The 26979-nt window shown below is 41.9% G+C and carries 24 protein-coding genes; 22 read left to right on the top strand and 2 right to left on the bottom strand.

The genetic code is table 11. The annotated features are described in order from the left end of the window. Positions 1–116: 116 nt before the first annotated feature. Genes BW986_RS23510 through BW986_RS23485 form a run of 6 tightly spaced genes read left to right on the top strand, consistent with a single transcriptional unit; the run spans position 117 to position 6186 of the window. Complete coding sequence (locus BW986_RS23510) at positions 117–1220, top strand: amidohydrolase/deacetylase family metallohydrolase (RefSeq protein ID WP_076371584.1); 1104 nt, start codon at positions 117–119, stop codon at positions 1218–1220. After that, positions 1198–2307, top strand: coding sequence for a DgaE family pyridoxal phosphate-dependent ammonia lyase (locus BW986_RS23505; protein WP_076371352.1), 1110 nt, complete (start codon positions 1198–1200; stop codon positions 2305–2307). Before BW986_RS23510 ends, BW986_RS23505 begins: the two co-directional genes overlap by 23 nt. Continuing rightward, the gene (dagF, locus tag BW986_RS23500) at positions 2304–3059 is read left to right on the top strand and encodes a 2-dehydro-3-deoxy-phosphogluconate aldolase (RefSeq protein WP_076371350.1); all 756 of its coding nucleotides are present in this window, start codon (positions 2304–2306) and stop codon (positions 3057–3059) included. The genes BW986_RS23505 and dagF overlap by 4 nt, the downstream gene beginning before the upstream one ends. Next, entirely contained in the window at positions 3052–4065 is a 1014-nt protein-coding gene (locus BW986_RS23495; RefSeq protein ID WP_076371582.1) for a sugar kinase, read from the top strand. Before dagF ends, BW986_RS23495 begins: the two co-directional genes overlap by 8 nt. A 17-nt stretch (positions 4066–4082) precedes the next feature. Next, complete coding sequence (locus tag BW986_RS23490; RefSeq protein ID WP_076371348.1) at positions 4083–4805, top strand: GntR family transcriptional regulator; 723 nt, start codon at positions 4083–4085, stop codon at positions 4803–4805. A 55-nt stretch (positions 4806–4860) separates the two neighbouring features. Next, positions 4861–6186: a GntT/GntP/DsdX family permease gene (locus BW986_RS23485; protein ID WP_076371346.1), complete on the top strand. Its 1326-nt coding sequence runs from the start codon at positions 4861–4863 to the stop codon at positions 6184–6186. Positions 6187–6379: 193 nt separating this feature from the next. On the opposite strand, the gene yppF is transcribed toward BW986_RS23485, so the two are convergent. After that, on the bottom strand, positions 6380–6562 hold the full coding sequence (yppF, locus tag BW986_RS23480) for a YppF family protein (RefSeq protein WP_076371344.1): 183 nt from the start codon (positions 6560–6562) through the stop codon (positions 6380–6382). Positions 6563–6828: 266 nt separating this feature from the next. Further along, entirely contained in the window at positions 6829–8118 is a 1290-nt protein-coding gene (locus BW986_RS23475) for an MFS transporter (RefSeq protein WP_076371342.1), read from the bottom strand. Between the two features lie 1417 nt (positions 8119–9535). On the opposite strand from BW986_RS23475, the gene BW986_RS23465 reads away from it, so the two are divergent. From BW986_RS23465 to BW986_RS23390, 16 genes are all read left to right on the top strand, one after another. Continuing rightward, positions 9536–10351 carry an IclR family transcriptional regulator gene (locus BW986_RS23465; protein WP_076371338.1) on the top strand — a complete coding sequence of 272 codons (816 nt, stop codon included), beginning with the start codon at positions 9536–9538 and terminating at the stop codon, positions 10349–10351. Positions 10352–10619: 268 nt separating this feature from the next. Next, the gene (locus tag BW986_RS23460) at positions 10620–11153 is read left to right on the top strand and encodes a cupin domain-containing protein (RefSeq protein WP_076371336.1); all 534 of its coding nucleotides are present in this window, start codon (positions 10620–10622) and stop codon (positions 11151–11153) included. Between the two features lie 123 nt (positions 11154–11276). Then, positions 11277–12215: a VOC family protein gene (locus BW986_RS23455; RefSeq protein WP_076371334.1), complete on the top strand. Its 939-nt coding sequence runs from the start codon at positions 11277–11279 to the stop codon at positions 12213–12215. A 101-nt stretch (positions 12216–12316) separates the two neighbouring features. Beyond that, on the top strand, positions 12317–13108 hold the full coding sequence (locus tag BW986_RS23450) for an SDR family oxidoreductase (RefSeq protein ID WP_076371332.1): 792 nt from the start codon (positions 12317–12319) through the stop codon (positions 13106–13108). A gap of 25 nt (positions 13109–13133) precedes the next feature. Then, complete coding sequence (locus BW986_RS23445) at positions 13134–14822, top strand: thiamine pyrophosphate-binding protein (protein WP_076371330.1); 1689 nt, start codon at positions 13134–13136, stop codon at positions 14820–14822. Positions 14823–14834: 12 nt separating this feature from the next. Beyond that, positions 14835–16280: an aldehyde dehydrogenase family protein gene (locus BW986_RS23440; protein WP_076371328.1), complete on the top strand. Its 1446-nt coding sequence runs from the start codon at positions 14835–14837 to the stop codon at positions 16278–16280. 16 nt (positions 16281–16296) lie between these two features. Continuing rightward, entirely contained in the window at positions 16297–17082 is a 786-nt protein-coding gene (gene nadX, locus BW986_RS23435; protein WP_076371326.1) for an aspartate dehydrogenase, read from the top strand. A 38-nt stretch (positions 17083–17120) separates the two neighbouring features. Beyond that, the gene (locus BW986_RS23430; RefSeq protein WP_076371324.1) at positions 17121–18422 is read left to right on the top strand and encodes an aromatic ring-hydroxylating oxygenase subunit alpha; all 1302 of its coding nucleotides are present in this window, start codon (positions 17121–17123) and stop codon (positions 18420–18422) included. Between the two features lie 21 nt (positions 18423–18443). Continuing rightward, positions 18444–18953 (top strand): aromatic-ring-hydroxylating dioxygenase subunit beta, encoded by a 510-nt coding sequence (locus BW986_RS23425; protein WP_076371322.1) that lies wholly within the window; start codon positions 18444–18446, stop codon positions 18951–18953. 42 nt (positions 18954–18995) lie between these two features. Continuing rightward, complete coding sequence (locus tag BW986_RS23420; RefSeq protein ID WP_260320940.1) at positions 18996–19784, top strand: SDR family NAD(P)-dependent oxidoreductase; 789 nt, start codon at positions 18996–18998, stop codon at positions 19782–19784. A 40-nt stretch (positions 19785–19824) separates the two neighbouring features. Next, on the top strand, positions 19825–20784 hold the full coding sequence (locus BW986_RS23415) for a VOC family protein (RefSeq protein ID WP_076371320.1): 960 nt from the start codon (positions 19825–19827) through the stop codon (positions 20782–20784). Positions 20785–21196: 412 nt separating this feature from the next. Continuing rightward, a complete protein-coding gene (locus tag BW986_RS23410) occupies positions 21197–21646 on the top strand; it encodes an SRPBCC family protein (RefSeq protein ID WP_179086152.1) in 450 nt (149 codons plus the stop codon). A 30-nt stretch (positions 21647–21676) separates the two neighbouring features. Beyond that, on the top strand, positions 21677–22579 hold the full coding sequence (locus tag BW986_RS23405) for an FAD binding domain-containing protein (RefSeq protein ID WP_311316573.1): 903 nt from the start codon (positions 21677–21679) through the stop codon (positions 22577–22579). Next, a complete protein-coding gene (locus BW986_RS23400) occupies positions 22579–23055 on the top strand; it encodes a (2Fe-2S)-binding protein (protein ID WP_076371314.1) in 477 nt (158 codons plus the stop codon). Before BW986_RS23405 ends, BW986_RS23400 begins: the two co-directional genes overlap by 1 nt. Positions 23056–23068: 13 nt before the next feature. Beyond that, positions 23069–25447, top strand: coding sequence for a xanthine dehydrogenase family protein molybdopterin-binding subunit (locus tag BW986_RS23395; protein ID WP_076371312.1), 2379 nt, complete (start codon positions 23069–23071; stop codon positions 25445–25447). Positions 25448–25594: 147 nt separating this feature from the next. Continuing rightward, a complete protein-coding gene (locus tag BW986_RS23390; protein WP_076371310.1) occupies positions 25595–26872 on the top strand; it encodes an MFS transporter in 1278 nt (425 codons plus the stop codon). Positions 26873–26979 lie beyond the last annotated feature (107 nt).

The raw sequence follows: 26979 nt of genomic DNA, 5'->3' as shown, positions 1-26979 counted from the left end.
ACAAAATATGATAATCTATTTTTGTAAAGAGAAATGAAATGAATTCTTACACAATTCAGTGTAACCGTATACAAAGTACTTGCAATCGATAGGATGTACCGAAAAGGATGAGGGAAATGACAGATACGTTAGTTCTGAAGAATGTAAAGATGTTAGAGGGAAATGCAGCGGATATCATACTGGAAAATGGAATGATTAAAGAAATCGCACTTCCCGGAACTGCAACAGGGGATAAGATAATTGATTATGATCAAAAAGTTTTTGTTTCCAGCGGGTGGATTGATATGCATGTACATGCTTTCCCGGAATTCGATCCTTATGGTGATGAGGTTGATGAGATTGGATATAAAACTGGTGTAACAACGGTCATTGATGCGGGAAGCACGGGGGCAGATAGGATAGCTGATCTCGTTAACAGCTGTGAAAATTCCAAAACGAATGTTTTCGCCTTTCTGAATATTTCACGGATTGGCTTGAAAAGGATTGATGAGTTATCGGATATTTCATGGCTGGACGAAGAGGAATTAAGGAAGGCAATTTCCAAGTACGGGGATTTTGTCGTTGGACTTAAAGCGAGAATAAGTAAAAGCGTGGTTGGCCCAAATGGTGTCGAGCCATTAAAAATCGCTAGGAAGTTCTCGGCTGAAAGTGGTTTACCATTAATGGTCCATATCGGTTCAGGGCCGCCTGATATTAAAGAAGTCCTTGAATTACTTGAGGAAAAGGACATTATTACACATTTTTTAAATGGTAAAGCGAATAATTTATTTGATGAAAGAGAAGAGCCGCTTCCTGAGTTAAGTAAGGCGATTGAACGTGGTGTCCATTTGGATGTAGGTCATGGAACGGCAAGCTTTTCATTTAAAACTGCAGAAATGGCGAAAAAGCGGGGAATACGCTTTAATACGATCAGTACTGATATATATCGGAAAAACAGAGAGAATGGGCCAGTTTTTAATATGGCTAATGTGCTTACAAAATTTTTGTATCTGGGTTATCCATTAAAGGAAGTAATAGATGCCGTTACGGTCAATGCAGCAGCTTGGTTGCATAAACCCGAGCTTGGCAGGATTTCAGCAGGGGATACTGCGAACTTGACCTTATTCTCGATCAAGAATGAGCCGACCCTTTTAATCGATTCCGAAGGAGAAAAAAGGATGGCAGAAAAAAGAGTTGTCGTAAAAGGAGTGGTTATAAATGGAGAATTCATTGAATGCTAAATACGGTTTGAAAAGAGTCATAAATGCAAGCGGAAGAATGAGCATACTGGGGGTTTCTGCCCCAACTGACACAGTGATGGACGCGATGAAAAAAGGTGGGCAAAATTATGTTGAGATTTCTGATTTAGTCGATAAGTCAGGCCAGCATATAGCGAATTTGCTTCATTCCGAAGCAGCTGTCGTCGTAAACTCAGCATCGAGTGGAATTGCGCTTTCAGTAGCTGCGATCGTTACGGAAGGAAATAGAAGGAAAAGCGAAAGGCTTCATCAAGATCTCATACAAAAGAATGAAATCATCATGCTTAAAGGCCATAACGTTCAGTATGGTGCACCGGTTGAAACCATGATTTACCTAGGTGGCGGAAAATTGGTTGAAGTTGGGTATGCAAACGAAGGGAAGGCAGAACATATTGCGGATGCCATAAATGAAAATACTTCTGCCATTTTATACGTGAAATCGCATCATGCCGTTCAGAAAAATATGATATCGGTCGAAGAAGCATGGGAAGTGGCCAAAACGAATAATATCCCTCTGATTGTCGATGCAGCAGCGGAGGAGGATTTGGAAAAATATGTTCAATTCTCCGACTTGGCCATTTATAGTGGATCAAAAGCTATTGAAGGACCCACATCCGGTATCGTTGCTGGCAGAAAAAAATATATCGAATGGGTAAAGGTTCAATTGCACTGTATCGGAAGGAGCATGAAGGTTGGAAAGGAAACTACCTTTGGGCTGCTTCAGGCATTGGATGAGTATTTCGTCAAGACGGATAATAGCGAAAAAGAAAAAGCTAGTTTACAAGTTCTCACATCACTTGAATCCATTGAGGGCGTAAAAGTAACGATAGTTCAGGATGAAGCCGGCCGTGCCATATATAGAGCACGTATTTCCATTGATCCTTTAATAACGGAAACAACGGCGAAGGAAGTGAACGAGCAGCTCAGAAATGGGGATATCGCCATTTACACACGTGATTATGGGATACGGCAGGGCTTTTTCGATATAGATCCGCGTCCATTGCAAGGTGATGATATACATGTCATTGAAGCACAATTAAGCACCATATTAGGAGGAAAACAAGGATGACAAACATAAACAAACGGTTTTTGAATGATCGTGTAGCCTTAAATGTACTTGCAAATAGTGTAGAAAATGCAGTGGAAGTCTTTGAAGCAGCGGAAGGCCATGTATTGGTTGGTGTACTCTCAAAGGATTATCCAACTGTTGAAGCTGGTGTTACAGCAATGAAAGAATATGGGAAAGCCATTGATGAGGCCGTTTCAATAGGATTGGGCGCGGGCGATAATAGACAGGCAGCGGTTGTCGCAGAAATAGCAAAATACTATCCAGGCAGTCATATTAACCAGGTTTTTCCTGCTGTTGGTGCTACGAGGGCCAATTTAGGCGATAAGGACAGTTGGATAAATTCACTTGTTTCTCCAACTGGGAAAGTGGGTTATGTGAATATCTCCACTGGTCCAGAAAGTGCAGGTGCAAGTGAAACTGCCATTGTGCCTATCAAAGCTGCCATTGCGCTGGTTCGCGATATGGGAGGAAATGCTCTGAAATACTTCCCGATGAAAGGCCTGAAGCATGAAGATGAATATCGTGCTGTGGCAAAAGCTTGTGGTGAAGAGGGATTTGCCTTGGAACCAACAGGTGGAATCGATTTAAATAATTTCGAGACTATACTAGAAATCGCGTTAGAAGCAAAAGTGCCTAAAGTCATTCCCCACGTATATTCTTCCATCATCGATGAAGAGACTGGAAAAACGAATGGGGAGGATGTACGGAAATTATTGGCCATAACAAAAAAATTGGTTGAAAAATATGCCTAAAAGGATTGTGGCATTCGGGGAAGTAATGATGCGTTTGCAGGTACCAGGACATGAATTGCTATCACAGGCCAACACTCTGCAATACTCCTTTTCAGGCACGGGGGTAAACGTTGCTTCTGCGATGACAAAGCTCGGACATGATGGGTATCTTGTGACAAAGTTACCGGATAATCCCCTTGGGGATTCCGCGATTTCATCTTTGCAGCGCTTAGGAATTGGAAGGAACTTCATCTCTAGAGGTGGCAAATACTTGGGGATGTACTTTTTGGAAAATGGTTTTGGACAGCGGGCGAGCCGTGTCACATATTCCAATCGACTGGAAAGCAGTTTTAATACAGCCTCCTTATCCGATTATGACATGGATATGATTTCGGAAAGTACGGATATCATCCATTTTTGCGGAATCACGCTTGCAATGGCGGAAAATGTACGGGAAAGTATGAAGGTGCTGGCTAGAAAAGTTAAAGAAAAAGGCGGTACAGTCTGTTTCGATTGCAACTACCGGCCCTCTTTATGGGAGGGAGGTTATGCTGACGCAAAGCCTCATTATGAAGAAATGCTTGCTTTGGCTGATATCGTCATGATGAATGAGAAAGACGCCCTATATATTTTAGGAATGAAGTCTGAAGGTTCCACAAGGGAAGAACAGCTAATCGAGTTGATCCCTGAGGTGGCAAAGAAATTCAATATTCAGTCGATAGCAGGGACACACCGTTCAATCAACAGTGATAATAGCCATACATTGAGGGGGTATATATACAAGGAAGAAACATTTTACTTTTCCGATATCCTATCATTTTCCGTATATGATAGAATAGGTTCAGGCGATGCTTACACCAGCGGAATCTTACATGGCGAATTACGAGGGTATTCCCCTGAAAGGACAGTTCGGTTTGCGGCTGTTTCAGGAATGCTGGCATGTACTGTCGTTGGGGATACTCCTTTGGCAACCGAAAAGGAGATACTCTCGGCAATGGAAGGTAAAATGGAAGATATTAAGAGATAAAAGGCAGGAGATTAGGAATGAATGTGAACAGAAAAAATGGACCGATGTATTTACAGATAAAAGAAATATTAAAGGATCGTATTTTACATGGGGTTTATGCCATCGACACAAACATTCCCTCCGAGCCTCTTTTGGAAGAAGAATTTAACGTAAGTAAGGTCACTGTCCGTAATGCAATCAAAGAACTCGTGCAAGAGGGGTATGTTGAAAAGAAAAGCGGCAAAGGCACTAAGGTCATAGCTAATGGTTCGATTGTCAAGCTTTCCAAAGGAAAGCGTTTCACAGAGCTGTTGGTGGAGGAAGGGCACTCCATTTTAAAAAAGGTGTTAAACATAAGTCATGTTGACCTTTCTTCGGACACTAAGTTGCATTCTTTATTTGGTGACCATTGCATAAGTATCGAACGGATATATATATTGGACAATGAACCTTATATTTACTTTACACATTATGTTTCACTCGATATGAACGAAGAAGATATGAAAGAGGTCCAGATCAATTCTTTGTACCGCTTTTTGGAAGATCAAAACGTCAAACTTGAAACATTCAGAGATGAGTTTGCCGTTGCTATCGCTCCGGATCACATTTGCGAAACACTGAAAATCGAAAACAATAGTCCTGTATTAAAAAGGATTCGGATTTCCAGTGATGGGGACGGAAATGTTATGGAATACAGTGAAGGGTATTACAACACGGCTAAACAGAACTACATTGTGACATATAATGAGCCGGTACAATAATCCAATTATTGTATCAGGCTGATTGTAAGCGATTTCAATAGGGTGGGGAGAACATATGGATCTATATTTATTAGGAATCACGCTGATAGCTATCGTAATTGTTATTTTGGGGGTATCATGGTGGAAATGGCATGCATTCATTAGCTTGACTGTAGCCAGTTTATTTTTAGCGGTTTTTTCTGGACTGCCGATGGACAAGATTGTCGGAGCATATGAAACGGGCGTCGGAGCGGTCCTTGGTCACCTTATTGGAATATTGGCTTTAGGGACCATCTTAGGAAAGATGATGTCCGACTCTGGAGCCGGTATGCAGGTTGCTGACTTTTTCATTAATAAATTCGGCGTGAAGAACCTGCCTTGGGCCATGCTTTTATCTGGTTTCATCATAGGCATTCCGGTATTTTTCGAGGTTGGTTTAGTAATATTGCTGCCTTTGGTCATTTCCATTCGGAAATCAACCAAAGTGAACATCTTGTTAATTGGTATTCCAGTACTTGCTGGTTTATCGATCGTACATGGGCTGGTACCTCCGCATCCGGGAGCCATGACAGCTATTGGAATCTATAATGCAAACATGGGACACGTACTTCTGTACTCATTGATCATCGCATTCCCGACTGCTGTAATTGCCGGACCTCTATTCGCAAAATGGGTTCAAAAACGGGTTATTCCTGTTGGTGAACCGGAATTGATCCGGGTGGTAACAAAGTCAAGTGGTTTACCAGGGACTGGGGTTTCGTTCTTCATCATCCTTTTGCCTGTATTGTTGATGGTTTTAACTGTCTTGGCTCCTTATTTGCCGCTACCGGGTTCCGTTGAAAAATTCTTATTGTTTATCGGCAGTCCGGTGATTGCCCTATTAATCTCCTGTTTTGCTGCTTACTACTTCTTGGGCTACAGACAGGGAATGGACAAATCACTAATTAAAAAGTTGACGGAAGAATGCCTATTGCCATTAGCCTCGATAATCCTTATTATCGGTGCTGGCGGAGGATTCAAGCAAATTTTAATTGATAGTGGCGTAGGGACTGCGATCGCTTCCATGTCTGAAGAAATTTCTTTATCCCCTATCGTTCTTGCATTCCTTGTGGCTGGATTGATTCGGATTGCCACAGGTTCTGCAACCGTCGCTTTGACCACGGCAGCTGGGATTGTTTCACCGGTCGTTGCCAATATGACGGGTGTTAATCTAGAATTGCTCGTAATTGCCACGGGAGCAGGCTCACTTATGTTCTCCCATGTTAATGACGCAGGTTTCTGGTTGGTAAAAGAATATATGGGACTAACCGTTAAAGAAACTTTCAAAACATGGACAGTCATGGAAACATTACTTTCCTTCGTGGCATTCGGTTTGGTTTTAATTTTCGATATATTCATTTAATTAAAGAAAATTTCTCAATGTCTGAATAAGTAACATTTACCTCCGTGAACTGTCTTGGGGTGACAGATCACGGAGGCTTTTAATTAGTCATGGAACATGACCGGTTTTACTCTTAACGATAGGTCATTGCAGAAACCAGAAACAAAATTCATTCACAATCGGAAGTAGTTAGACTATTGACAAGGGTGCAGTTTCATCCAGGAGACGTTTGTTTGGCTCCTCGAAGATATAAGTCCTGACAGAGACTTCTATATTGGAAGATTGACAGCTTCCCGTTTACATATTCATTCTGAATATAATCCAATAATTCATTGGCATGGTTAGGCTTTTGACGTTTTTCCTGAATATAATGGAGAATTAAAACTTCTATATTCACACACTCACCTTACTTGACAAGTATTTTTTTCCATTAACAATATAACATGGGCATTCAAAAAAATATCATTTTTTGAATATTTTAACTATCGACATATTTATACAAATAAAGGGATGATTCGGAATAGCGGTGGGAAATTTTATCGGGAAATGCAAAAAAGAGGTGATATGTTACCGACTTACTTTTAATTCGGCACAAGGAAAAACCCCTGATAATTCAAGGGTTGGATTATTAATTTAGGTGATAAGACTGATTTTACAAGGACTTCATGCTTGTATCTTTTGTACATGTATAGGTGATAAGCGCAGTTCTGCGGATTCTCTCTTAATGGAGAATAAATAAGCTGCCAAACCTAAGATGGCTGTAAAAATCAGCATGGCGATTGATGAACTGAAGTCCCCGCCAGACAAGTCACGAAGCCATCCCATGATATAGCTCGAAAAGCCGCCCATGATATTCGTGAAGCCAATTAGACCAGCGGCTCGTCCTGCCGTTTCAGGTGTTGAGTATTTTACCATGAGCATATTGCTTAGATGGAACACACCGCCTTGACATCCCATTGCCAGTCCCATACAAAGTCCGGCCAAAATAGGGTTGGGAATGAAGACAGCTACAGTCAAAAAGACAGCCGTCAATGAAAATAGAATCGTGGCCATCAAACTTGGCCGTCTGGTTTTGTCTGCCAGAAAACCGCATGCCAAGACAAAGCCTAAAGCGAATAGCCAGGAAAGTGAAGTGATGCTCGACATACCTTCCTTTTCGAATCCTTTTGCTTCAATTAGATATGTAGGAAGCCAAATGCTGATTCCGAAAAATAAGAAGGAGCATACGAGCATGCCGAACCAAACGATCCAGAAACGATAATCTTGGGCGAAACTTTTGTTCTCGGAGGGGGCGGTTTCTTTAATTTCATCATCCGTTTGGCGAATGAAAGCCAATTCCTCCTTACTTATACGGGGGTGCTCTTCTGGTGTATTCCTTGTCATAAAGATGAACATCGGGATATTTATAAATAAGTTGAAAGCTGCAAGCATAAAGAAAGCTGCTTGCCAGTGGAGTAAAGATATTAAGAGCACCAAAACCACGGCTCCCATTGCCGGTCCTAAATAGTTTCCGGTAAGCCAAGATGCCTGGGCCCTCCCCAATTCGCGTTTATTAAACCAGTTAGAAATGAGTTTTCCGGAAACCGGAATCATCATCCCTTCACCAAAACCAAGAATGACCCTGCTTATTAAAAATATTTCATATGAATTTGCCAGGCCTGACATAATCATCGTGAGTGTCCAAACGAATAAACCGGCGATGGCTGTTTTTCGGGCACCTAATTTATCAATGATGAAGCCCCAAAAAAGATTTGACACTCCATAGGCAATGGTGAATACAAAAGATAGAAGACCGATCTTTGCATTTTTGTCATCGCCTGTTATACCGAGTGCATGCAAGAATTCAGGATCTGTTTGAATGATGGAAATGCCAACCTTATCAATTTGTCCGAAAAACCAAAAGAAAAAAATTGGAACGGCAATATAAAACCATCTTTTTTGCCCTTTTAACATAATATCATCTCCTTGTCGCTTTTTAGCATTCCTTAAAACACTTACCATTGAGAATAAGTGAATTACGGTTTTCCCTTTATAAAGGTACTAGTTTTGATTTTTCATTTAAGAGCTTTCCCGCCTTTCTTTATAATTTTGATAGATAAAAAGTCGCGGAAATGTTTTGTAAGGAAAACAAAGTTTTACTTTCTTAACGATAAATTAAAAAAAATTGATTGTCAATTTAATATTTAGACAATTTTTTATCTTTGGAATAAACAAACTTATAAGCGCTTTCAATTAAAACGAACTCTGTTTCATCCTATTGAGTAGATGGACACTATCAAGCAAGGACATAAAAAAGGAAGTATTTAAAATCTTTTGTGTCAAAAAAACTAATTAATATCAAATTATTAAAAATTCTGACTTGTTGATATTGAATTTAAAATCAGGAAAATCTATAATTCATTTATATTGTTTTGTATATGAAATACTTAATATGGAAAATATCATGATTTTGCAGAAAGTATCGATGTATTAAAATTCTATATTTGTTTCCACTTGTAATATTGGTTATATTTGGTTGTATCGAGCTTTTCTATCGATACGTCAATTAAGCTAGGCCTTCCAAATAGTTTTATATATGTAAATATGCTTTAATTGACACATATACACTATTCAATTTAAACATGAAGAGTAAAGGGTAGAAGGGAAGCCAATTAGAAGAATGCCCGATTCATTATCTGAAAAAAGGGGAGTAAAAGCGTTTGTTATCCTGCATTGTTTGAGAAACAAGGAGATACCAGCTCTGTCATTCGATGGTCGGCTATCGCTCTCGATTTTACTAGCCGTTTTCCTGAAGTGGTGAAGGCGTTGATCATATCTGATACGACTCATGGGGCAGCTTTTGCTAGTATGGAAGAAAGTAAACGGAAATTTCTGAATAGAATATAATCCGTCGATACGTGAATTAGATGAGCACGCAAAGCAGAGGCAGTGCACTACCGGCGCCCATGTTTTTGTCTAGTTAGGAAGCGAAACGCATCTGGCTGCAATTACTTCCGTCAGGATACCGGTCATTTTCTTGCTCCTTATCAAATTTAAACCAAGTGGACATCCTATCTTCAATATTTGTCCGCCTTTGGTCTTGAGTGGTGAACTGATAGGGAGTACGTTGATTCCGAGTTTTTCATTGTTCAGAAGTTCGGCCATTTATGTTATCAGCAGGATCCAGGTGTGTTCAATCATCATGGTGCGGATTTTACAGACAAAGGTATGCAACCATTGAAGTATGCATCAAAAATCATTCACCAAATGAACTTCCAGAAAAAAATGTACATATACTGCAAGTTCTTCTTTCTAGGTATGAAGAAAGCTTTAAGGAAAGTGAATATTCTGGAGAAAATGAGATTTATTCACAACAGGGGGGAATACTCGAATGGCAAGCGAAGAAAAAGAGAAAGAGAAATATAGTGCTAATTCATTGGTTAGAGGATTGGAAATCATTAAGCTCTTTAATGAAGTACAGCCGAGTTTGTCTCTTTCAGAAATTGCAAAACAACTGGGAGTAAGCAGAACGGTACCATATCGTTTATTATTCACATTACAAAATATCGGTTATTTGTCTCAGGATGAACATACCAAACGTTATAGTTTAACGCCAAAGGTTCTTGAATTGGGATTCAGCTATTTGAATAGCTTGAAATTCCAGGAAATTGTCCAACCATATATGGAGAACTTGCGTGATGAAATCGGAGCCTCCTGCCATCTATCCATTTTGGATGGACAGGAAGTCGTTTATGTTGGAAGTGCCCCAATCAGAGGTGTATCCGCTGTCAATGTGAACATAGGTTTGCGGCTGCCGGCACATGCATTGGCCAATGGAAAATTACTTTTGGCATATCAACCGAAAGAAATGCTAATGCAAATGTTCAAAATCTCAAACCTGACTCCTTATACAGACAAAACACTCACCGCGCCGGGTGAATTTCAAAAACAGCTGGATTCGATTCGGCAGAATGGATATTCGATGACAAGCGGGGAATTCCACCCTGGCATCCGTTCTGTTGCGGCTCCGATTTTTGACAGGACTGGGAAAGTATTGGCTGCCTTGAATGTCGTGGCAACTGAGTCAGCTTACCAGGAGGATTTCATCGATAAAATTGCCTTGCCGAAACTTTTGGAAGTTTCTCGGCAGTTATCCGTTTATATGGGATATAGTGGGGTTAAGCCGTATCAACACGAGGATGTTTGAACATACTTGAGTCCCAATCTATTAATAAGTTAATAACCTCTTTCGAAAGTGTGGATCTCCCAATAGGGTATCCACACTTTTTTGTGTTTAAGGAAAGACGTTTATCCCCAAGGGCTGAGCGTTCGGATTATAAAAATAGTTTTAAATATTCTAAAAATTAATTGACAATGAAGCGGTTTCATTTTAGACTTAATTCATAGACAAAACAATGTTTTGCTTATGAAACATGATGCGAATTAGAAACAACCAATAAGGGAGGAATTTTAAAATGACAAAAGAAGCTTTTTCAGTAAAGGATTTTGAAAAAAAATATGTTGCCCGATTGAAAGACCGTTCGCTTGATTGGGATGTCTTGAAGTTCCAAGAAGAAATCGATCCCGCATATAAACGCGCACAGATGAGATATATCGGACGTGGTGCCACTGCCAATAACGATACGAATGTAATTAAAGGTGAACATTTCACATTAAGTACAATGGTGCTTCCTCCGGGATGTATCGGTCCTTTGCACCTTCACGACGATGTTGAAGAAGTGTTTTTCATTCTTGAGGGTGAAGTCACGGCATTAATTCAAGAGGACAGCTACAGTGAAGTGCATGAAATTAAATTAAGTGCGAGAGACTGCATCAGCAGCCCACCGGGGGTTTATCGGGGAATTAGGAATGACGGGGATGTAGAAGCGCGCATGCTCGTGATGTTAGGGGCAGTTAAGCCTAACTTACCGACATATCCTGAAGGCAGTGAACTGGAAGAACTGCGTAAACAACGCTCTAAAGAAAGAGAAGCCATCATTAAAGACTGATCATTTAGCCGAAAAGGGCACCTGCATTATGAAAATTAATGAGGCGCCCTTTTCGATTAGATTGTTAAATATGGCCCATGCAAATTATCTAAAGGGCAATCTAAATTATGGGAGGTATAAAAAATGCTTGGGATTACTCATTTACGACATATAAGCATGATAACTCCGAATTTCGACGATCAAGCAGAGTTTTATGAAAAGGTTTGGGGTCTGGATAGGGTGGATGTTCCGGAAGAGGAGAATACGGTTTATTTCCGCGGGGCCGGACCGGAACATCATATTCTAAGCCTTCACAAGGGAGAAAAACGAGGATTGCACCATATAGCCTTTGGCATGGTCGATAAAAATGCGGTGGACCGTGCAGCGGGGATATTACAATCGAAGGGCGTTCGAATTATTGAACAGCCTGGATATTTGGATGAAGCAGGTGCTGGTTATGGCCTGAGGTTTATTGATCCGGAAAACCGCGTGATTGAGCTTTCGGCTTGGGTGGAAGTGCAAACGTCTATTTGGAGCAAGAAAAATGTTGATCCAGTGAAATTGAATCATGTTGTAATGAACACGAAGAACTTAGATATGATCGTTGAGTTTTATACGGATGTACTTGGTTTTAAAGTTACTGATTGGAGTGAGCACCAAATGTCATTCCTACGGTGCAACAGGAAACATCACTCCATTGCCTTCAATCAAGATGAGCATGCTTCAGTTAATCATATCGCATACGAAGTCGATTCCGTGGATGAACTGATGCGGGGAATAAGCAATGTGCGAAAAGCGGGCTTGTCAGAACTTTGGGGACCTGGACGTCATGGGCCAGGAGACAATATTTTCTGTTATTTTCAAGACCCAGGCGGTTTTGTTATGGAGTATACATGTTACCTGGAAACGATCGAAGATGAATCTGAGTGGAGAGCACGTGTATGGAAACGGGTTCCGCATTTAATGGATCAGTGGGGGATTGCAGGGCCGCCGAAACCTGAAGCCCGCAAAGCAATGGGAGGAGATCCTGATCCGGGCTGGGTTGATTCTCAGATAGATGATTCAGTCATGGCGGAAAAATGAGGAGGATTTTGATTTCCTCCCATTATTCTTGCACGTAGTTTGCTACTTGTATATTAAAGGACAGTGTTTAAGGAAAATGGCTTTGAAAAGGAGTGACGAGAGTGGATTTAGGATTGCAAGGAAAAGTGGCTGTCATTATGGGCGGCACGTCGGGCGTGGGATTAAAAACAGCAGAAATGTTTCTAGCTGAAGGAGCAAAAGTGGCTATATGCGGCAGAAGTGCAGAGCGTATGGAAAGTGCACAAACTCAATTGCTCGCATTTGGTGAAAAGGCAGATATTTTTGCATCAACATGTGATGTCACCTCAAAATCGGATGTGGATTCCTTCATTAATGGTACCGCTGAGAGGTTTGGCGGAATCGATATATTGGTGAATGCAGCCGGTCAAAGCGTGATGGGTCACTTTTTTGACATAACGGATGAGCAGTGGGAAGAACAGATTCAGTTAAAGTTCTTTGCCATCATACATGCCGTTCGTGCTACGCATCCTCATTTAGTGAAAAGGGGAGGCGGGCGTATTATTAATATTAATGCAACGCTTGCTAAAGAACCTGAACGTCATATGGTAGCGACTGCAGCAGCAAGGGCTGGTCTCCTTAATTTAAGCAAAACCTTGTCCCAGGAATTGGCCTTTGACAATATATTGGTTAATTCAGTGAGTCTTGGATTGATCCGGACGGATCAATGGGAGCGAAGAAGATTGAAAAATGCGCCTGATATGGACCCAGAAGAGTATTACCGAGACCTTGCGAAAAAACGGAATATCCCTCTTGGTCGTGTAGGGGAAGCGGAAGAAGTGGCCAGTGTCATTGTTTTCCTTGCTTCAGACAAAGCAAGTTATGTAGCGGGTTCGACGATTGAGACTGCAGGAGCGATCGGAAAGGCACTATAAATACTAAAAAAGGTAGGATAACGCGATGAAAATACAAGAAGAAATAGAGTTTACGACCGCCGATGCCATCGTAAAGGAGCTGGTTCTAGCAGGTGTGGAAGCTGCTTTCGGGATTGTCAGCATTCACAATATGCCCATCTATGATGCAATTCTTAGAGATGGGAGCATCAAACTCATTTGTTCACGCGGCGAGAGCGGTGCAGTCAACATGGCTGATGGATATGCCCGCGCAACTGGGAAATTGGGTGTAGTGATTACGAGTACCGGTACAGGGGCAGGAAATGCTGCTGGTTCACTGGTGGAAGCATGGGCAGCAGGCGTCCCCCTTCTTCATCTTACTGGTGAGGTGGCTTCTTCTTATCTTGGTACAGGCAAAGGATACATACATGAGTGTAAAGATCAGCTTTCAATGATGAGCGGAGCTTGTAAAAATGCAGTGAGGCTTAGAAACCCTGACCAATCTGCAGCAGTGGTAAGGAAGGCGATCCAAGAAGCGTTAACTGCACCAACGGGTCCGGTTACATTGGAAATCCCCATTGACTTTCAATCGGCGATCATAGAAGATCTTTCACTCGAAGGGCTGCGGGCTTCAACTTCTGAAACAAATTCATTGCCATTTATTCCTGAACAAGCCGTGCAAAAAATGGTAGGTGCACGCCGTCCTGTAATATGGGCTGGTGGTGGAGTCATCAGTGCCAATGCTTCGCAAGAGCTGCAAAAATTAGCGGAACTCCTTGGTGCAGCGGTTATAACCAGTCAGTCAGGAAAAGGCTCGATTCCAGAAAACCATGAACAATGCATCGGACATTTTGCAGCATATGAAACGACAAAAGAGTTTTTAAGAAATGCAGATTTATTGATTAGCATCGGTGTAAGGTTTAGGGGGAATGAAACATCCAACTGGAAAGTGCCGGTCCCACAAGAACATATAGCGATCGATGCGGATTGGCAGGCCATTAACCGTAACTATAAAGCCACGTTAGGATTGGTCGGTGATGCAAAAGATATGTTAGCTGCCATCATTCAAAAGCTCGAAGAACAATCAGTTCAGGCTGAGCCTTCTTATTTAAAAGAAGTTCTTTCGCTTAGAAATGAAGTGCGCGCTCAACTCAGGGAAACGCTTGGACCTTTTGAGCAATTTGTAGATGGCATGAGGGAGATATTACCAGACGATACCATTTTAGTTCGTGATGTAACCGTACAGGCAAACGTTTGGGGCAGCCGTTTATTTGAAATCTATGAACCGAGAACATCCATTCATGCATCAGGCGGCGGAATTGGTCAGGGTCTTCCTACAGCTATCGGTGCCCAAATGGGGTGTCCGGATAAAACCGTCGTACTTATGGCTGGAGACGGTGGGTTTATGGTGAATGTCGGGGAAATGGTCACGGCATCCGAAGAAAACTTACCAGTTATCATCGTATTGTTCGATGATTCAGGCTATGGGGTTCTTCGCAATATTCAATCAGCTGCATATGGTCGGCAGGTAGCCGTGGATTTATTGAGTCCTGATTTTGTGAAATTGGCTGAGTCCATGCATTTTGATGCTGTCCGTATTGGTTCTGGAGATGAATTCATATCCGAACTGAAAAAGGCAAAGGAAAGACGTAAACCTTCAATGATCGTTGTTGATATGGAAGCTGTGGGGCCTATGGCCAAGCCATTTGGCGGACCGCCAGGAGCTGCGGAAGCGTTCAAGCCAAAAAAACTATAAGGAGGATTGAAAATGATTTCGACATACCCATTTGTTTCAGGAAAATACCTAGTTAATGGAGAATGGAAAGAATCGGCGGATAAAGTCGATGTAGTAAATCCAGCTTATACATCGGAAGTAGTTGGCCAGGTGGCTAAATGCTCTGAAGAAATCGTGAATGACGCGATTGAAGCAGCAGAAAATGCTTTTGAAACGTGGTCTCGCTCTGATATTGGGGAACGGGCTAACCGGATGAACAATGCGGCAGAAGAACTCTCAAAAGTAATCGAGGAAAATGTTACAGTTTTTGTACGTGAAAATGGCAAAACACTTGTTGAAGCTAAAAAGGATTTACTGCGCTGTGTGGAAGTCATGAAGGGCTGTGCAGCAGAATTACTTGATTGGTGGAAGCCTGAAGTGCTCCCTGGAAATCAAAAAGTCCAGATCCGAAGAAGGGCAAGAGGTGTCACGGCAATTATCACACCGTGGAACTCTCCAATGATATTAACCTTTAAAAGGGTCATACCTGCTGTTTTGGCAGGCAATGCCGTTGTCGTAAAACCTGCAACGAATTGCCCGTTAACGATAATGACTTGTTTAAAAGTAGTTGCTGAACATTTTCCTCCAGGAGTCATCAATATAATCTCCGGATCAGGAAAAGCAATCGGCGACAAACTATGTTCCGATTCACGCGTACGGACATTGGCGTTTGTCGGAAGTACGGAAACCGGAAAAGATATCATGCAGAAATCAGCTGGAAATCTGCAAAAAGTATATATGGAACTTGGCGGAAATGATCCTGCCATCATTTTGGAAGATGCCAATATGGATGAAGCCGCTATCAAACGTTTGAGGATGGGGATTTTACGAGCGGCGGGTCAGGTCTGTTCTGCAGTAAAAAGAGTGTACGTCCAAGAATCACGTTATGATGAGGTTGTGGAAAAGCTGACCAAAGAATTTAGCCGGATGGTAATTGGTGATGGAATTCAGCCTGACGTGACTATGGGTCCATTGAATAATAAAGCACAATATGACTTTGTGAATGGTTTAATCGAACGTACCGCTAAATCAGGAGGAAATATAATCACGACTGGCATTCAGCTGAATCCTGAGACTTGGGATAAAGGTTATTATATGCTTCCTTCCATTATTACTGGTGTCGATCAGCAGAGCGAATTGGTTCGGGTAGAACAATTTGGACCCATCATTCCAATTTTACCTTTCAATGATATTGATGAAGCTGTAAAATTAGCGAATGATAGTGAGTTTGCGCTGCGTGCATCTGTTTGGACCGAGAATGAAGATATCGCTGTCGAAATGGCTGATCGCCTCGAAGCTGGTGCGGTTTTCCATAATAATCATACCGTTTTCAGCGACTTGGCTCTGGATTTCCCTGGCTTAAAAGAAAGTGGTGTTTCGCGGGAAACAAGACATTGCGGTTTGGAATTCTTTGCGGACTCGTACGGGTTTGCTGATTGAGGAAGGATGAAACTACATGAAATTAGGTTTAATCGGGTGCGGTAATATCGGGAAATTTTTGCTTCAGGCCATTAATAACGACGGGCTACTTCCAGGTGGGAAAATCGTTGCGATTTATGCCCGCCGTGAAGAAATCGGGGCACAACTAGCTGAAGAATTCAGGACACAGCCATTTAGAGATGTCGATGAACTCCTTAAATCCGATGTAGATTTAGTCATAGAGGCTGCAACGATTGAAGCAGCTGAAGAGTATGCATTGAAAGTGCTTAAAAGCGGGAAGGATCTCTTGCTGAGCAGTATTGGCGTGATGGCGAATCCTGCCTTTGAAGAACAATCAAATCAGGTTTGTAAAATGAATAACGTGAATATTCTCCTTCCGTCTGGTGCGATTGGAGGTCTCGATATACTTAAGTCTGCAAAAGCGGTGAATGGCCTTGAATCTGTTTGCCTCACCACTAGAAAACCGCCAAACGCATTGCCTGCAGGTTCTACAGTGACTGAAGAAACGGTATTATTTGAAGGATCTGCTGCAGATGCGATCAAACAGTTTCCGAGAAACATTAATGTTGCGATTGTGCTGTCCATGGCTGGTCTTGGATCTGAGAAGACGAAAGTGAAAATCATTGCCGATCCAAATGTGTTAAAAAACAATCACCTGATAGAAGCGTCAGGTTCGTTCGGGAAACTGAAACTGGAAGTGGAAAATGATCCGATGCCAAATAATCCGAAAACGAGTTATCTAGCGGCATTAAGTGTTTTGGCTACTCTGCAAAATAAGGAAAAGAGCGTTCAAATTGGGTAAAGACTTATGATTTAAAGCTTGGAAGGGAGAGAAAAAGTATGCTTAAAACTGATAAATCCTTAGAAGAAATGTCGAAACAGCAAGTTATTAACTATCTGACCGAAACGGTTAAACCAGAGGAAGGCGCTATACCTGCATACCTCCTTGGAGACCCAAAGGTTTATGATATAGAACATGAAAAAGTGTTTTTGAAAACATGGGTTTTTATAGGTCATGATTCTGAAGTACCCAACAAAGGAGACTTCATGACCCGTGAACTGGCTGGCTACTCGCTCATCATCACTCGTGATGCTGAAGGGGAAATCAGGGCGTTTTATAATATGTGCACACATCGCGGAATGAAACTATGCCGTGCAGATAAAGGGAACAAGTCATTATTTACGTGTCCCTACCATGGGTTTAATTTCAAAAACACTGGTGAGCTTGTAGGGGTGCCATTACAAAAGGACATATATGGGGGCAATCTTGACCGGGCGGAAATGGGCCTTCACAAAGTGAAGCTTGAATCCTATAAAGGTCTTTTATTTGGAACTTGGAATGAAGATGCAGAGCCGCTTGAAGAGTTTCTTGGAGACATTAAATGGTATTTGGATATACTCGTAGGTCGAGCAGAAATGGAAGTAATCGGGGTCCCGCAAAGATTCGTTGTCAATTCAAACTGGAAGGTTGGTTCCGATAACTTTGTTGGTGATTCCTATCATACGATGGTCACACACGGATCCATTGCCAAACTGGGCATGGTGCCCAATGCTACCTATTCAAAGCGTGGTTTTCAAATCCATACGGATAACGGGCATGGACTGAACTTAGGGACACCTAACCCAGACTTCGCTTTCCCGGAAGAATTGAAAGATGAATTTAAAACTAATTTGTCTGAAGAACAATATGGAGTGTTATCAAACTTAAAGAATATGATTGGGAACGTTTTCCCCAACTTATCATTTTTAATATCCCATACAAAAATCAAAGACCAATTCATATCCAACACTTCAATTAGGATGTGGCGGCCAATCGGTCACAATAAAATGGAAGTGATCGCTTGGATGCTCGTGGAAAAGAACGCTACCCAAGATTGGAAAGATAGATCAAGAGATTCATTTATATTGACCTTTAGCCCATCAGGTATTTTCGAACAGGATGATACGGAAGTGTTTACGGATATTACTGAAGCAGCCCAAGGCCCAATGCCTTTCCTAAAGAATTTAACCTACAATTATACAATGGGGCTTCATCGTGAACCGGTTGATTTTATAGGACCTGGTGTTGCTTATGATGATAAATTCACTGAAGCGAGCCAAAGGAATTTTTACAAGTACTGGCTTGAATTAATGACGAAATGATAAGCGAGAGGGGGAACGGAAATGAATGTGGAGAAAATGTTGCTCAAATGTGAATTTGAACAGTGGCTGTATGATGAAGCTCAACTATTGGATGATATTGAATTTGATGATTGGTTTGATTTAATGCACTCTAGCTTGCGTTATCAAATGCCTGTACGTGTAAATAAAGAAGGTGTGGAACGCCCGGATTATTCAACGGAAATGTTTACTTTTAATGATGATATTGAGCTGCTTAAACTGCGCGTGGATCGTTTGAAAACGGATTATGCTTGGGCGGAAATACCGCCGTCAAGAACACGGCGTTTTGTCTCTAATGTACGTGTTAAAGACTATGTTGAAGGTGAAAAGGCAGTCGTCAAGAGCTATCTGCTTATCTATCGAAGCCGCAGCACGGATATTCAACATGATTTAATTTCGGGGGAACGAAATGATGAATTCATTTTCGAAGAAGGTAAATGGAAACTTTCCAAAAGGATATTCATTGTTGATCAATCAACGATAAATACCAGAAATCTTGCTATCTTCGTATAATATTGACTTGGATAAAAAGAGATAACGAGGAGGCTGGTTTCAATGGCAATGGCGTTAAAGGATAAAGTAGTGTTGATTACCGGGGGCAATTCAGGTATCGGAGAGGCTGTCACTAGACGTTTTATACAAGAAGGGGCAAAAGTCAGCATCATCGGACGCTCGATCGAAACGCTAAAGAAAATGAAAGACGAATTTGGTGAAGAGATTCTCATTAACCAAGGCGATGTAAGCAAATATGAAGACAATGAGAGAGCTGTACAGGCCACAGTTGAGCAATTTGGAAAGCTGGACGTTTTCGTTGCTAATGCAGGTGTCTTTGATGGATTTGCTAAATTCGCCGACGTAACTCCCGATGCACTTTCCGAAGCATATGATTTTCTGATTGATATTAACGTTAAAGGATCTTTCTTCGGTGCTAAAGCCGCTCTTGAAGAATTGCAAAAATCGAATGGCAATATTATTTTCACCGTATCCGGTGCCAGTTTTTATCCGGATGGCGGCGGGGTGTGGTACACGGCAAGCAAGCATGCCCAAATAGGGCTGATGCGCCAACTTGCCTTTGAACTCGCTCCTAACATTAGGGTGAATGCTGTAGCGCCTGGTGGCACTCTGACAGCATTATCGGTCATTCCTCCCCTACGTCCATTCGTTAAAATAGTCGATAATGAAACGAAGGCAAACAGCATTAAAAAAAGAAACCCTCTTCAGCTTGCACAGATGCCCGAAGATCATGTAGCTGCATATGTCCTGTTAGCATCGGACGCAGCGCGTGCAATTACCGGCGAAGTCATCTCCAGTGATGGAGGATTGTCAGTTCGCGGTCTGGGTTGAGTTCATTACAAAATAAACTATGGGAAGAAGGTTTATAAGGATGGCTGAATCACTATTGGGCAATAGGAATATTAATCAACTCGCATTTGTTGTAAAAGATATTGAGGCTGCAAATATAGCTTTCACAAGACTGCTGGGGATAAAGAAGGCAGAACCATTTCTAACCGGTGACAGTTCTGTTTCGAAAGTCACTTTTAGAGGTGTACCAACGGAATCACAATCCAAACTGGCTTTTCTGAATACACCAACCGTCCAATTTGAACTAATAGAACCCGATAAAAATCCAGGAACGATGCGTGAGTTCCTGGATGAAGTAGGTGAAGGGATCCACCATATAGCTATTGATGTAGACTCTATCCAAAAGAGGCTGCCAATCATGGAGAATAGCGGATATCCAGCTTTGCAAACGGGTGAATTCACTTCAAGTGACGGCCGATATGTATATGTGGATACACTGGATGATCACAAAACATTAGTTGAACTGCTTGAAAGTGCAGAGCCAAGGAAAACGGCATGGGAGAAACCGGAAGATGCAAGCGTTCAGCCGCTATTAGGGACTAACAAAGTGGAACAGCTTGCCTTAGTTGTAAACGACCTGGATGCGGCTGCAGATGCATATTGTAAGTTGTTGGGGATTGAAAAACCTTCCATCATTCATTCTGGTTCAACCGATATTACAAACGTGATCTACAAAGGGAAGCCCACTGAAGGAAAATCAAAATATATGTTCATCGATACCCCGTTAATTCAAATTGAATTGATCGAACCGGGAGAATCACCTAGTACGTGGAAAGATCATCTTGAAACATATGGTGAGGGCGTTCACCATATCTCTTTTGTCGTTAAAGACATGGAGGATAAAATGAAGATGTTAGAAGAAATGGGCTATCCGGTCATACAGACAGGTAACTTTTTTAACGGAAAAGGCCGATATGCCTATATGGATACAACATCGACCTATAAAGTAATTATTGAATTGTTAGAACGTTTTGATGAGTAAACAAGTAATTATGGAACATCAAGAGGTTTCCGGATACAAATGTCAGAGTGCATGGAACTTACATATTTAGGAATAATGAACTCCAGTGGTCATTAATCGAAAACCTAGCCATTTTCCCTCCTAATCAACTGATTAACTTACTGGACTAGTGAAACCGTAAAAAGCATATACAAGGCAATGGGCAGGAAGGGGACTTCAACCATGGCCTTGTACGGTTGGCAAAATATTGACAAATTTAACAAAAAAACAGAAAAAAATAATTGACAAATAATTCAGAATATAAATATTATTAAAGGTAGTTATTGGCTTGAAAATTTTTTAAGCTAGGGTGTATACATGTATGCAGGTGAAAATGTCATTTTTTCTAGGGAGCAAGAGGTTAAAAAAATTTGTAAAATTGGGGGCTGGAAAAATGGAGATATCCGGAAAAATAAACTTTGATTATAGCGCAGAAGTGATTTGGGAAGCCATGCATAATCCGGAATTGCTCAAGAATGCCATTCCAGGATGTCAAGACCTTTCATTGGTTGCAGCTGGCGAATATGATGTTGAACTTAAGCTTGGTGTTGCAGCTGTAAAAGGTGACTACACGGGAAAGGTGAAATTGAAGGATTTGGAAGTGCCTTATCAGTATATTTTAAATGCTGAAGGCAGCGGGAAGCCAGGTTTTGTTTCTGCTGAAATGGACTGTAAAATCATTCCTGATGGTGATGGTTGTCAATTGATTTGGGAATGCAACGCAGATATTGGTGGAATGATCGCTGGTGTGGGAAGCAGGGTTATTGGTGGTATTGCAAAATTCATGGCAGGTAAATTCTTTAAAGATATGGAGAAACAGTTAAAAACTCATCAAAGAATTTAATGCCGGTCATTCAAACCATTTAAACGGTGTATCACGAATGGAGGGGTTCCTATCAAACCAGCTAAGTTTAATTACCTTCGGCCTTCGAGTTTGGAAGAAGCTGTGCACTATTTATCAGAATACGGGGAAGATGCGAAGATTTTATCCGGCGGACAAAGTTTGATCCCATTATTGAATATGAGACTTTCAACGCCAAAGTACCTTATTGATATAGGCAGGGCTGAGGGGTTGAGCTATATACAAGAAGAAGGTGAATCACTGGTCATCGGTGCTTTGACGAAACACAGGGAAATTGAAAAATCCGAGTTGGTTAAGAAGAAGTGTCCATTGTTATCGGAAGCGATACGGTGGGTAGGCCATGAACAAATACGCAATCGGGGAACTGTTGGTGGCAGTATCGCCCATGGTGATCCATCTGCGGAGCTACCATGCGTTTTAACCGCTTTAAGAGGAGAAGTAGTCATCGCCGATGTAAACGGCGAAGAAATAGTAAGCCCTGAAGAGTTCTTCCTTACCTATATGCTTACATCCTTACAGCCGGATCAATTGGTTAAAGAGATTCGGTTCCCGATATTAAAGCCGACTAGTGGATCGGCATTTGTTGAAGTGGCCAGAAGGCATGGGGATTTTGGTTTGGTCGAGGTGGCTGCAGTAGTTGATCTAAGTGAAAATGGAAGTTTTTCTGAGGTTAAATTAGCCATAGGTGGCGTGAATTCCGTTCCTACAGCTTTAGGGGATGTGGAAAGGCTTTTGGTTGGAAAGGAACCGACTGAGGAGATTTATAAGGATGCGAGTGTTTTAACAATGGAGATAATCGAACCTGAATCCGATCTCCATGGTACAGCTGAATATAGAAGGGAACTATCTGGTACGATGGTCATCCGGGCCTTAAAGCAAGCGACCATTCGTGCACAAGGGGGCAGGGTGATGTGATGGATGGAGTGAAGATAAATCTAAAAGTAAACGGACTAGCTATATCGAGGGAAGTAGACTCTAGATTGCTATTATCGGATTTTATCAGGGAGAGCCTGTTCCTTACTGGAACACATATTGGCTGTGAACATGGAGTTTGCGGAGCTTGTACAATCCATGTTAACGGTGATCCAGTCCGCTCATGTTTAATGCTTGCAGTCCAAGCGGATGGATGTGAAGTCAAGACGGTGGAGTCACTTATCCAGGAGAATGGGAAGCTTAATCACCTACAGCAAGCATTTTCGGATAATCATGCCCTGCAATGCGGGTTTTGTACACCGGGCTTTTTGATGACTGTTTCAAGGCTCCTGGAAGAAAATTTGAATCCAGGTGAAGAAGAAATAAGAAAATGCATTTCAGGAAATTTATGTCGATGCACCGGTTACTCCAACATTATTAAAGCTGTGAAGCAGGCTGCGCAAACTGTGTCCAATTAAGGAGGGAGCAGGCATGACAAAATACGTTGGCCAAAGTGTTAAGCGGAGGGAAGATTATCGTTTGGTTACAGGTACAGGGCAATTCGTTGGAGATATCCGAATGACAAATATGGTTGAAGCGGTCTTTGTCCGAAGCACACATGCACATGCCGCAATCAAAGGGATTGATATCTCCGAAGCCCAGGCATTGGAAGGGGTGCATGCCATTCTCACAGCAATGGATATAGATGGAATCATAAAGCCTCTTGTCCAATTTGAATCACATTGTGCTTTGCCTCCCAATCTAGCGGAAGCGATCAATCCCACTATCCATTATTGTTATGAAGATGTCTTGGCAAAGAATAAGGTGATGTATGTAGGGCAACCCATTGCAGTTGTCGTTGCAGATAACAGGTATGTGGCCGAAGATGCAGCAGATTTAATAAAAGTGGAATATGAAACGTTACCGGTGGTTGTCGATCCATTCAAGTCTTTGGAAAAAGGCGCACCATTGATTCAAGAGCATTTACAGAATAACGTCCAGTCAGACTTCCATCTTACGACTGGAAATGCTGTACAGTCGCTTAATGATGCAGATCATATTCTCAAGGCAAGAATCCAAACGCCTAGAGTTTCTTCCAACCCGCTCGAAACGAGGGGGGTCGTTTCCACCTATGAAAACCGTACAGATCAATTTCATGTTTATTCTTCCACTCAACTTCCTTTTGAGGTTAGAACATATATTGCTAGATCATTGGATTTGGTTGAACAGCAAATCAGGGTGACCGCACCTGACGTAGGTGGTGGTTTCGGCCCAAAAGGTGGGGTTCATCCAGAAGAAATCCTAGTTCCATATCTTTCGAAGTTATTGAAGAGACCTGTCAAGTGGATTGAAGACCGTCTAGAACATATGACAAGTTCCCGCCATTCACGGGATCAAATCCATGATGTTGAGGTTGCTTATAACTTGGATGGAACTATTTTGGGAATTAAAGATCACTTCATTATAGATAGTGGTGCTGTAAATTATTTTGGATTAACATGTGCCTACAATAGTGCCTACCATTTAAGGGGAGCATACAAGATTCCAAACTATGATGTTACTTGCCAGATTGTCTTAACGAATAAAACACCGAATGTTCCATTCCGGGGGGCAGGAAGACCAGAGGTCGTTTTCGTAATGGATCGAATTATCGATATGGTCGCTAGAAGGTTGAAAAAAGATCCAGTGGAAGTAATGCGAAAGAACATGATTCAAGCGGAGGATATGCCTTATGACCAAGGGATATTGGTTAAAGATGGTGCAAAGCTGATTTACGATAGCGGGGACTATCCGGCCGCATTGGATCAAGGTTTGAAAATGGTTGATTACGAAGGATTTAGAGAGCAGCAAAAAGAGTTGAAGAAGCAAGGAAAGCTAGTCGGTGTCGGCATTTCCACTTATGTTGAAGGAACTGGTGCTGGTCCATTCGAAAGCGCCTATGTCACGATTGATGGTAGCGGTCAGGTCGTGGCATACCTTGGATCATCTCCGCAAGGGCAGGGTCACGAAACGGTATTCTCCCAAATCTGTGCGGATGAATTAATGCTTAGCCCAAATGATATTACCATAAGGGTCGGAGATACAATGAACTTGGCCTTTGGGGCCGGAACATACGCAAGCCGGAGTGCAGTGAATGCTGGATCGGCCATCCAAATTGCTTCAGCGAAATTAAGGGGAAAAGTATTGGCCGTCGCAGCTGCCATGCTTGAAGTTGAATCCTCTGATATACAAATGGAAAATGGCAAAGCCTTTGTTAAGAACAACCCTGAAAAATGTGTGACCTATAAGGAAATTGCTAAAGCGGCACGTCCAGGAAACAGATGCAAGGTGCCTGTTGGAATGGAGCCAGGCCTGCAAGTCACACATTACTTCGTTCCGCCCACTGTTACTTTTTCATCGTCCGTCCACATAGCCTTGGTGGAAGTGGATAAGGAAACAGGTATTGTCGAGTTGAAAGGTTATAGTGTGGTTCATGACGCAGGAAAGGTCATCAATCCAATGATCGTGGATGGTCAAGTGCAGGGTGGCATTGCCCAGGGAGTTGGTGCAGCTCTATATGAAGAAGTCGTTTACGATGAGAAAGGCCAACTTTTGACCGGATCTTATATGGATTATTTATTGCCGACTTCCATGGAAATCCCGACTGTAGAAAAGTCCCATCAAGAATTTCTCTCTACCAGAAATCCACTTGGCATCAAGGGAGTAGGTGAAGGTGGAGCCATTTCCCCGCCTGCAGCCATTGCGAATGCGGTTGTTGATGCGCTCGATCCTTTAGAAATCACGATCAATCAATTACCCATTAGCCCAAGTAAACTCCGTAATTGGATTAAGGAAGCGGAAAGGAAAAAGTTCAAAATCGAAATAAGTTAATAAATTCGTTTTTAGCAGTTCAGAATTCATTGTTGATGGATTATACCCTATACCATGACAGAACGACAGACGAGCATGAAAATGGAAAGTGTAAATAGGGGATTACACTAGTTACGAAAATTTTCATGATAATAGGGGCTGATTTGTTTGAATAATTTAAATCCACAACTGCATGATCCATCGGGCAAAATGACGAATACCCGTTGGTTCTTCACGGCTTTTCCTTTGCTCGTTCTTTTCACTGTTTCCATGATGGATAAGGCAAATATTAATATTTTGCTTGCCAACAAGCCTTTTCTGACTGATTTGGGCATTGATGGTAATTTAGTGAAAGGAACCCTTAGCAGCATATTTTTAGTGACTTATGCTTTTGGTCAATTGGCTTGGGGCTTCATCGTTGATAAGATAGGTGCACTGCGCAGCGGTTTCATTGGCATCGCTCTGTGGGCATTTGCGATGGTTTTAGGTGGAATGGCCGATTCCATCAGTGCGATTTTATGGTCCAGGGCCATACTGGGAATCGGTGAAGGAGTCCTGTATCCAATGGCATTGAAATTGACCTCAAGCTGGTTCCCACAGAATGAGCAAGCAAAGGCACAGACAACTTGGTATAACGGAAATGCGATAGGACCGGTTCTTGGGCTTCCGCTAATAGCAATCATAGCCTCCACATACGGCTGGCGGGAAAGCTACTTCATCCTTGCGGCATTATCTGTAGTTTGTTTGATTTTATTCTTGATCATGACAAGAGATAATCCGGCTAAGCATTATGCGGTTAATTCAATGGAATTAAACTATATTCAAAGTAATCAAAAAGTGGGGGGAACTCCAACAACAGCAAGTAAAGATAACGTTAAAGCGGTTCTTGCAAGTCCGATGTTCTGGATCTTAACGATTGTTTATTCTTCCATTTCCATTGCCTATTATGGGATTTCGACCTTTTTACCAAGTTATTTGACAGAAGAAAAAGGGATTGCTTTTGTAAATTCCGCTGTAATTAATGCCGGTGGATTTGCATTAGCCATTGTTGTACAAGTGCTGGCTGGGTTTCTTTCCGATCGATTCATGAAGAGGGCGATTTTTGTAGGCGGGGCAAGTGGGCTTATCATCATTTTCATGCTTTTCTCCCTTTTCACTGCTAACAGCACAGTTGCTGCCGTCTTGAGCATTTTATTGATTGGTCTTTTGTTTATGCCAGCTGCGCTGACCATGACCATGCTTCACCGTGTCGCATCACCCGAGGTAATGGGGAGCATCAGTGGGATTTTCGGCTGTGTATCTTATTTAATCGCAGCTCTTGGACCCATGGTTGTCGGTTTATTCAGTCAAATGAGCGGTTCATATAATGGCGGGTTTATTGCCCTTTTATGTTTTGTTGCCCTCTCCCTTTTCTTAAGTGTTTTCTTAGTCAGAAAAGGATATTAGTGCTCTGATTTTAATCATTGAAAATGAATGATGGGAAGCGAGACAAATACGGCATTTTCCATTTGTCTCCCTTTTTCTGCTTCCTAATATGTGAATACCAGATTTAG

This window comes from Peribacillus simplex (assembly GCF_900156045.1).
Lineage (GTDB): Bacteria > Bacillota > Bacilli > Bacillales > DSM-1321 > Peribacillus > Peribacillus simplex_D.
This window is presented reverse-complemented; position numbering and strand designations above follow the sequence as displayed.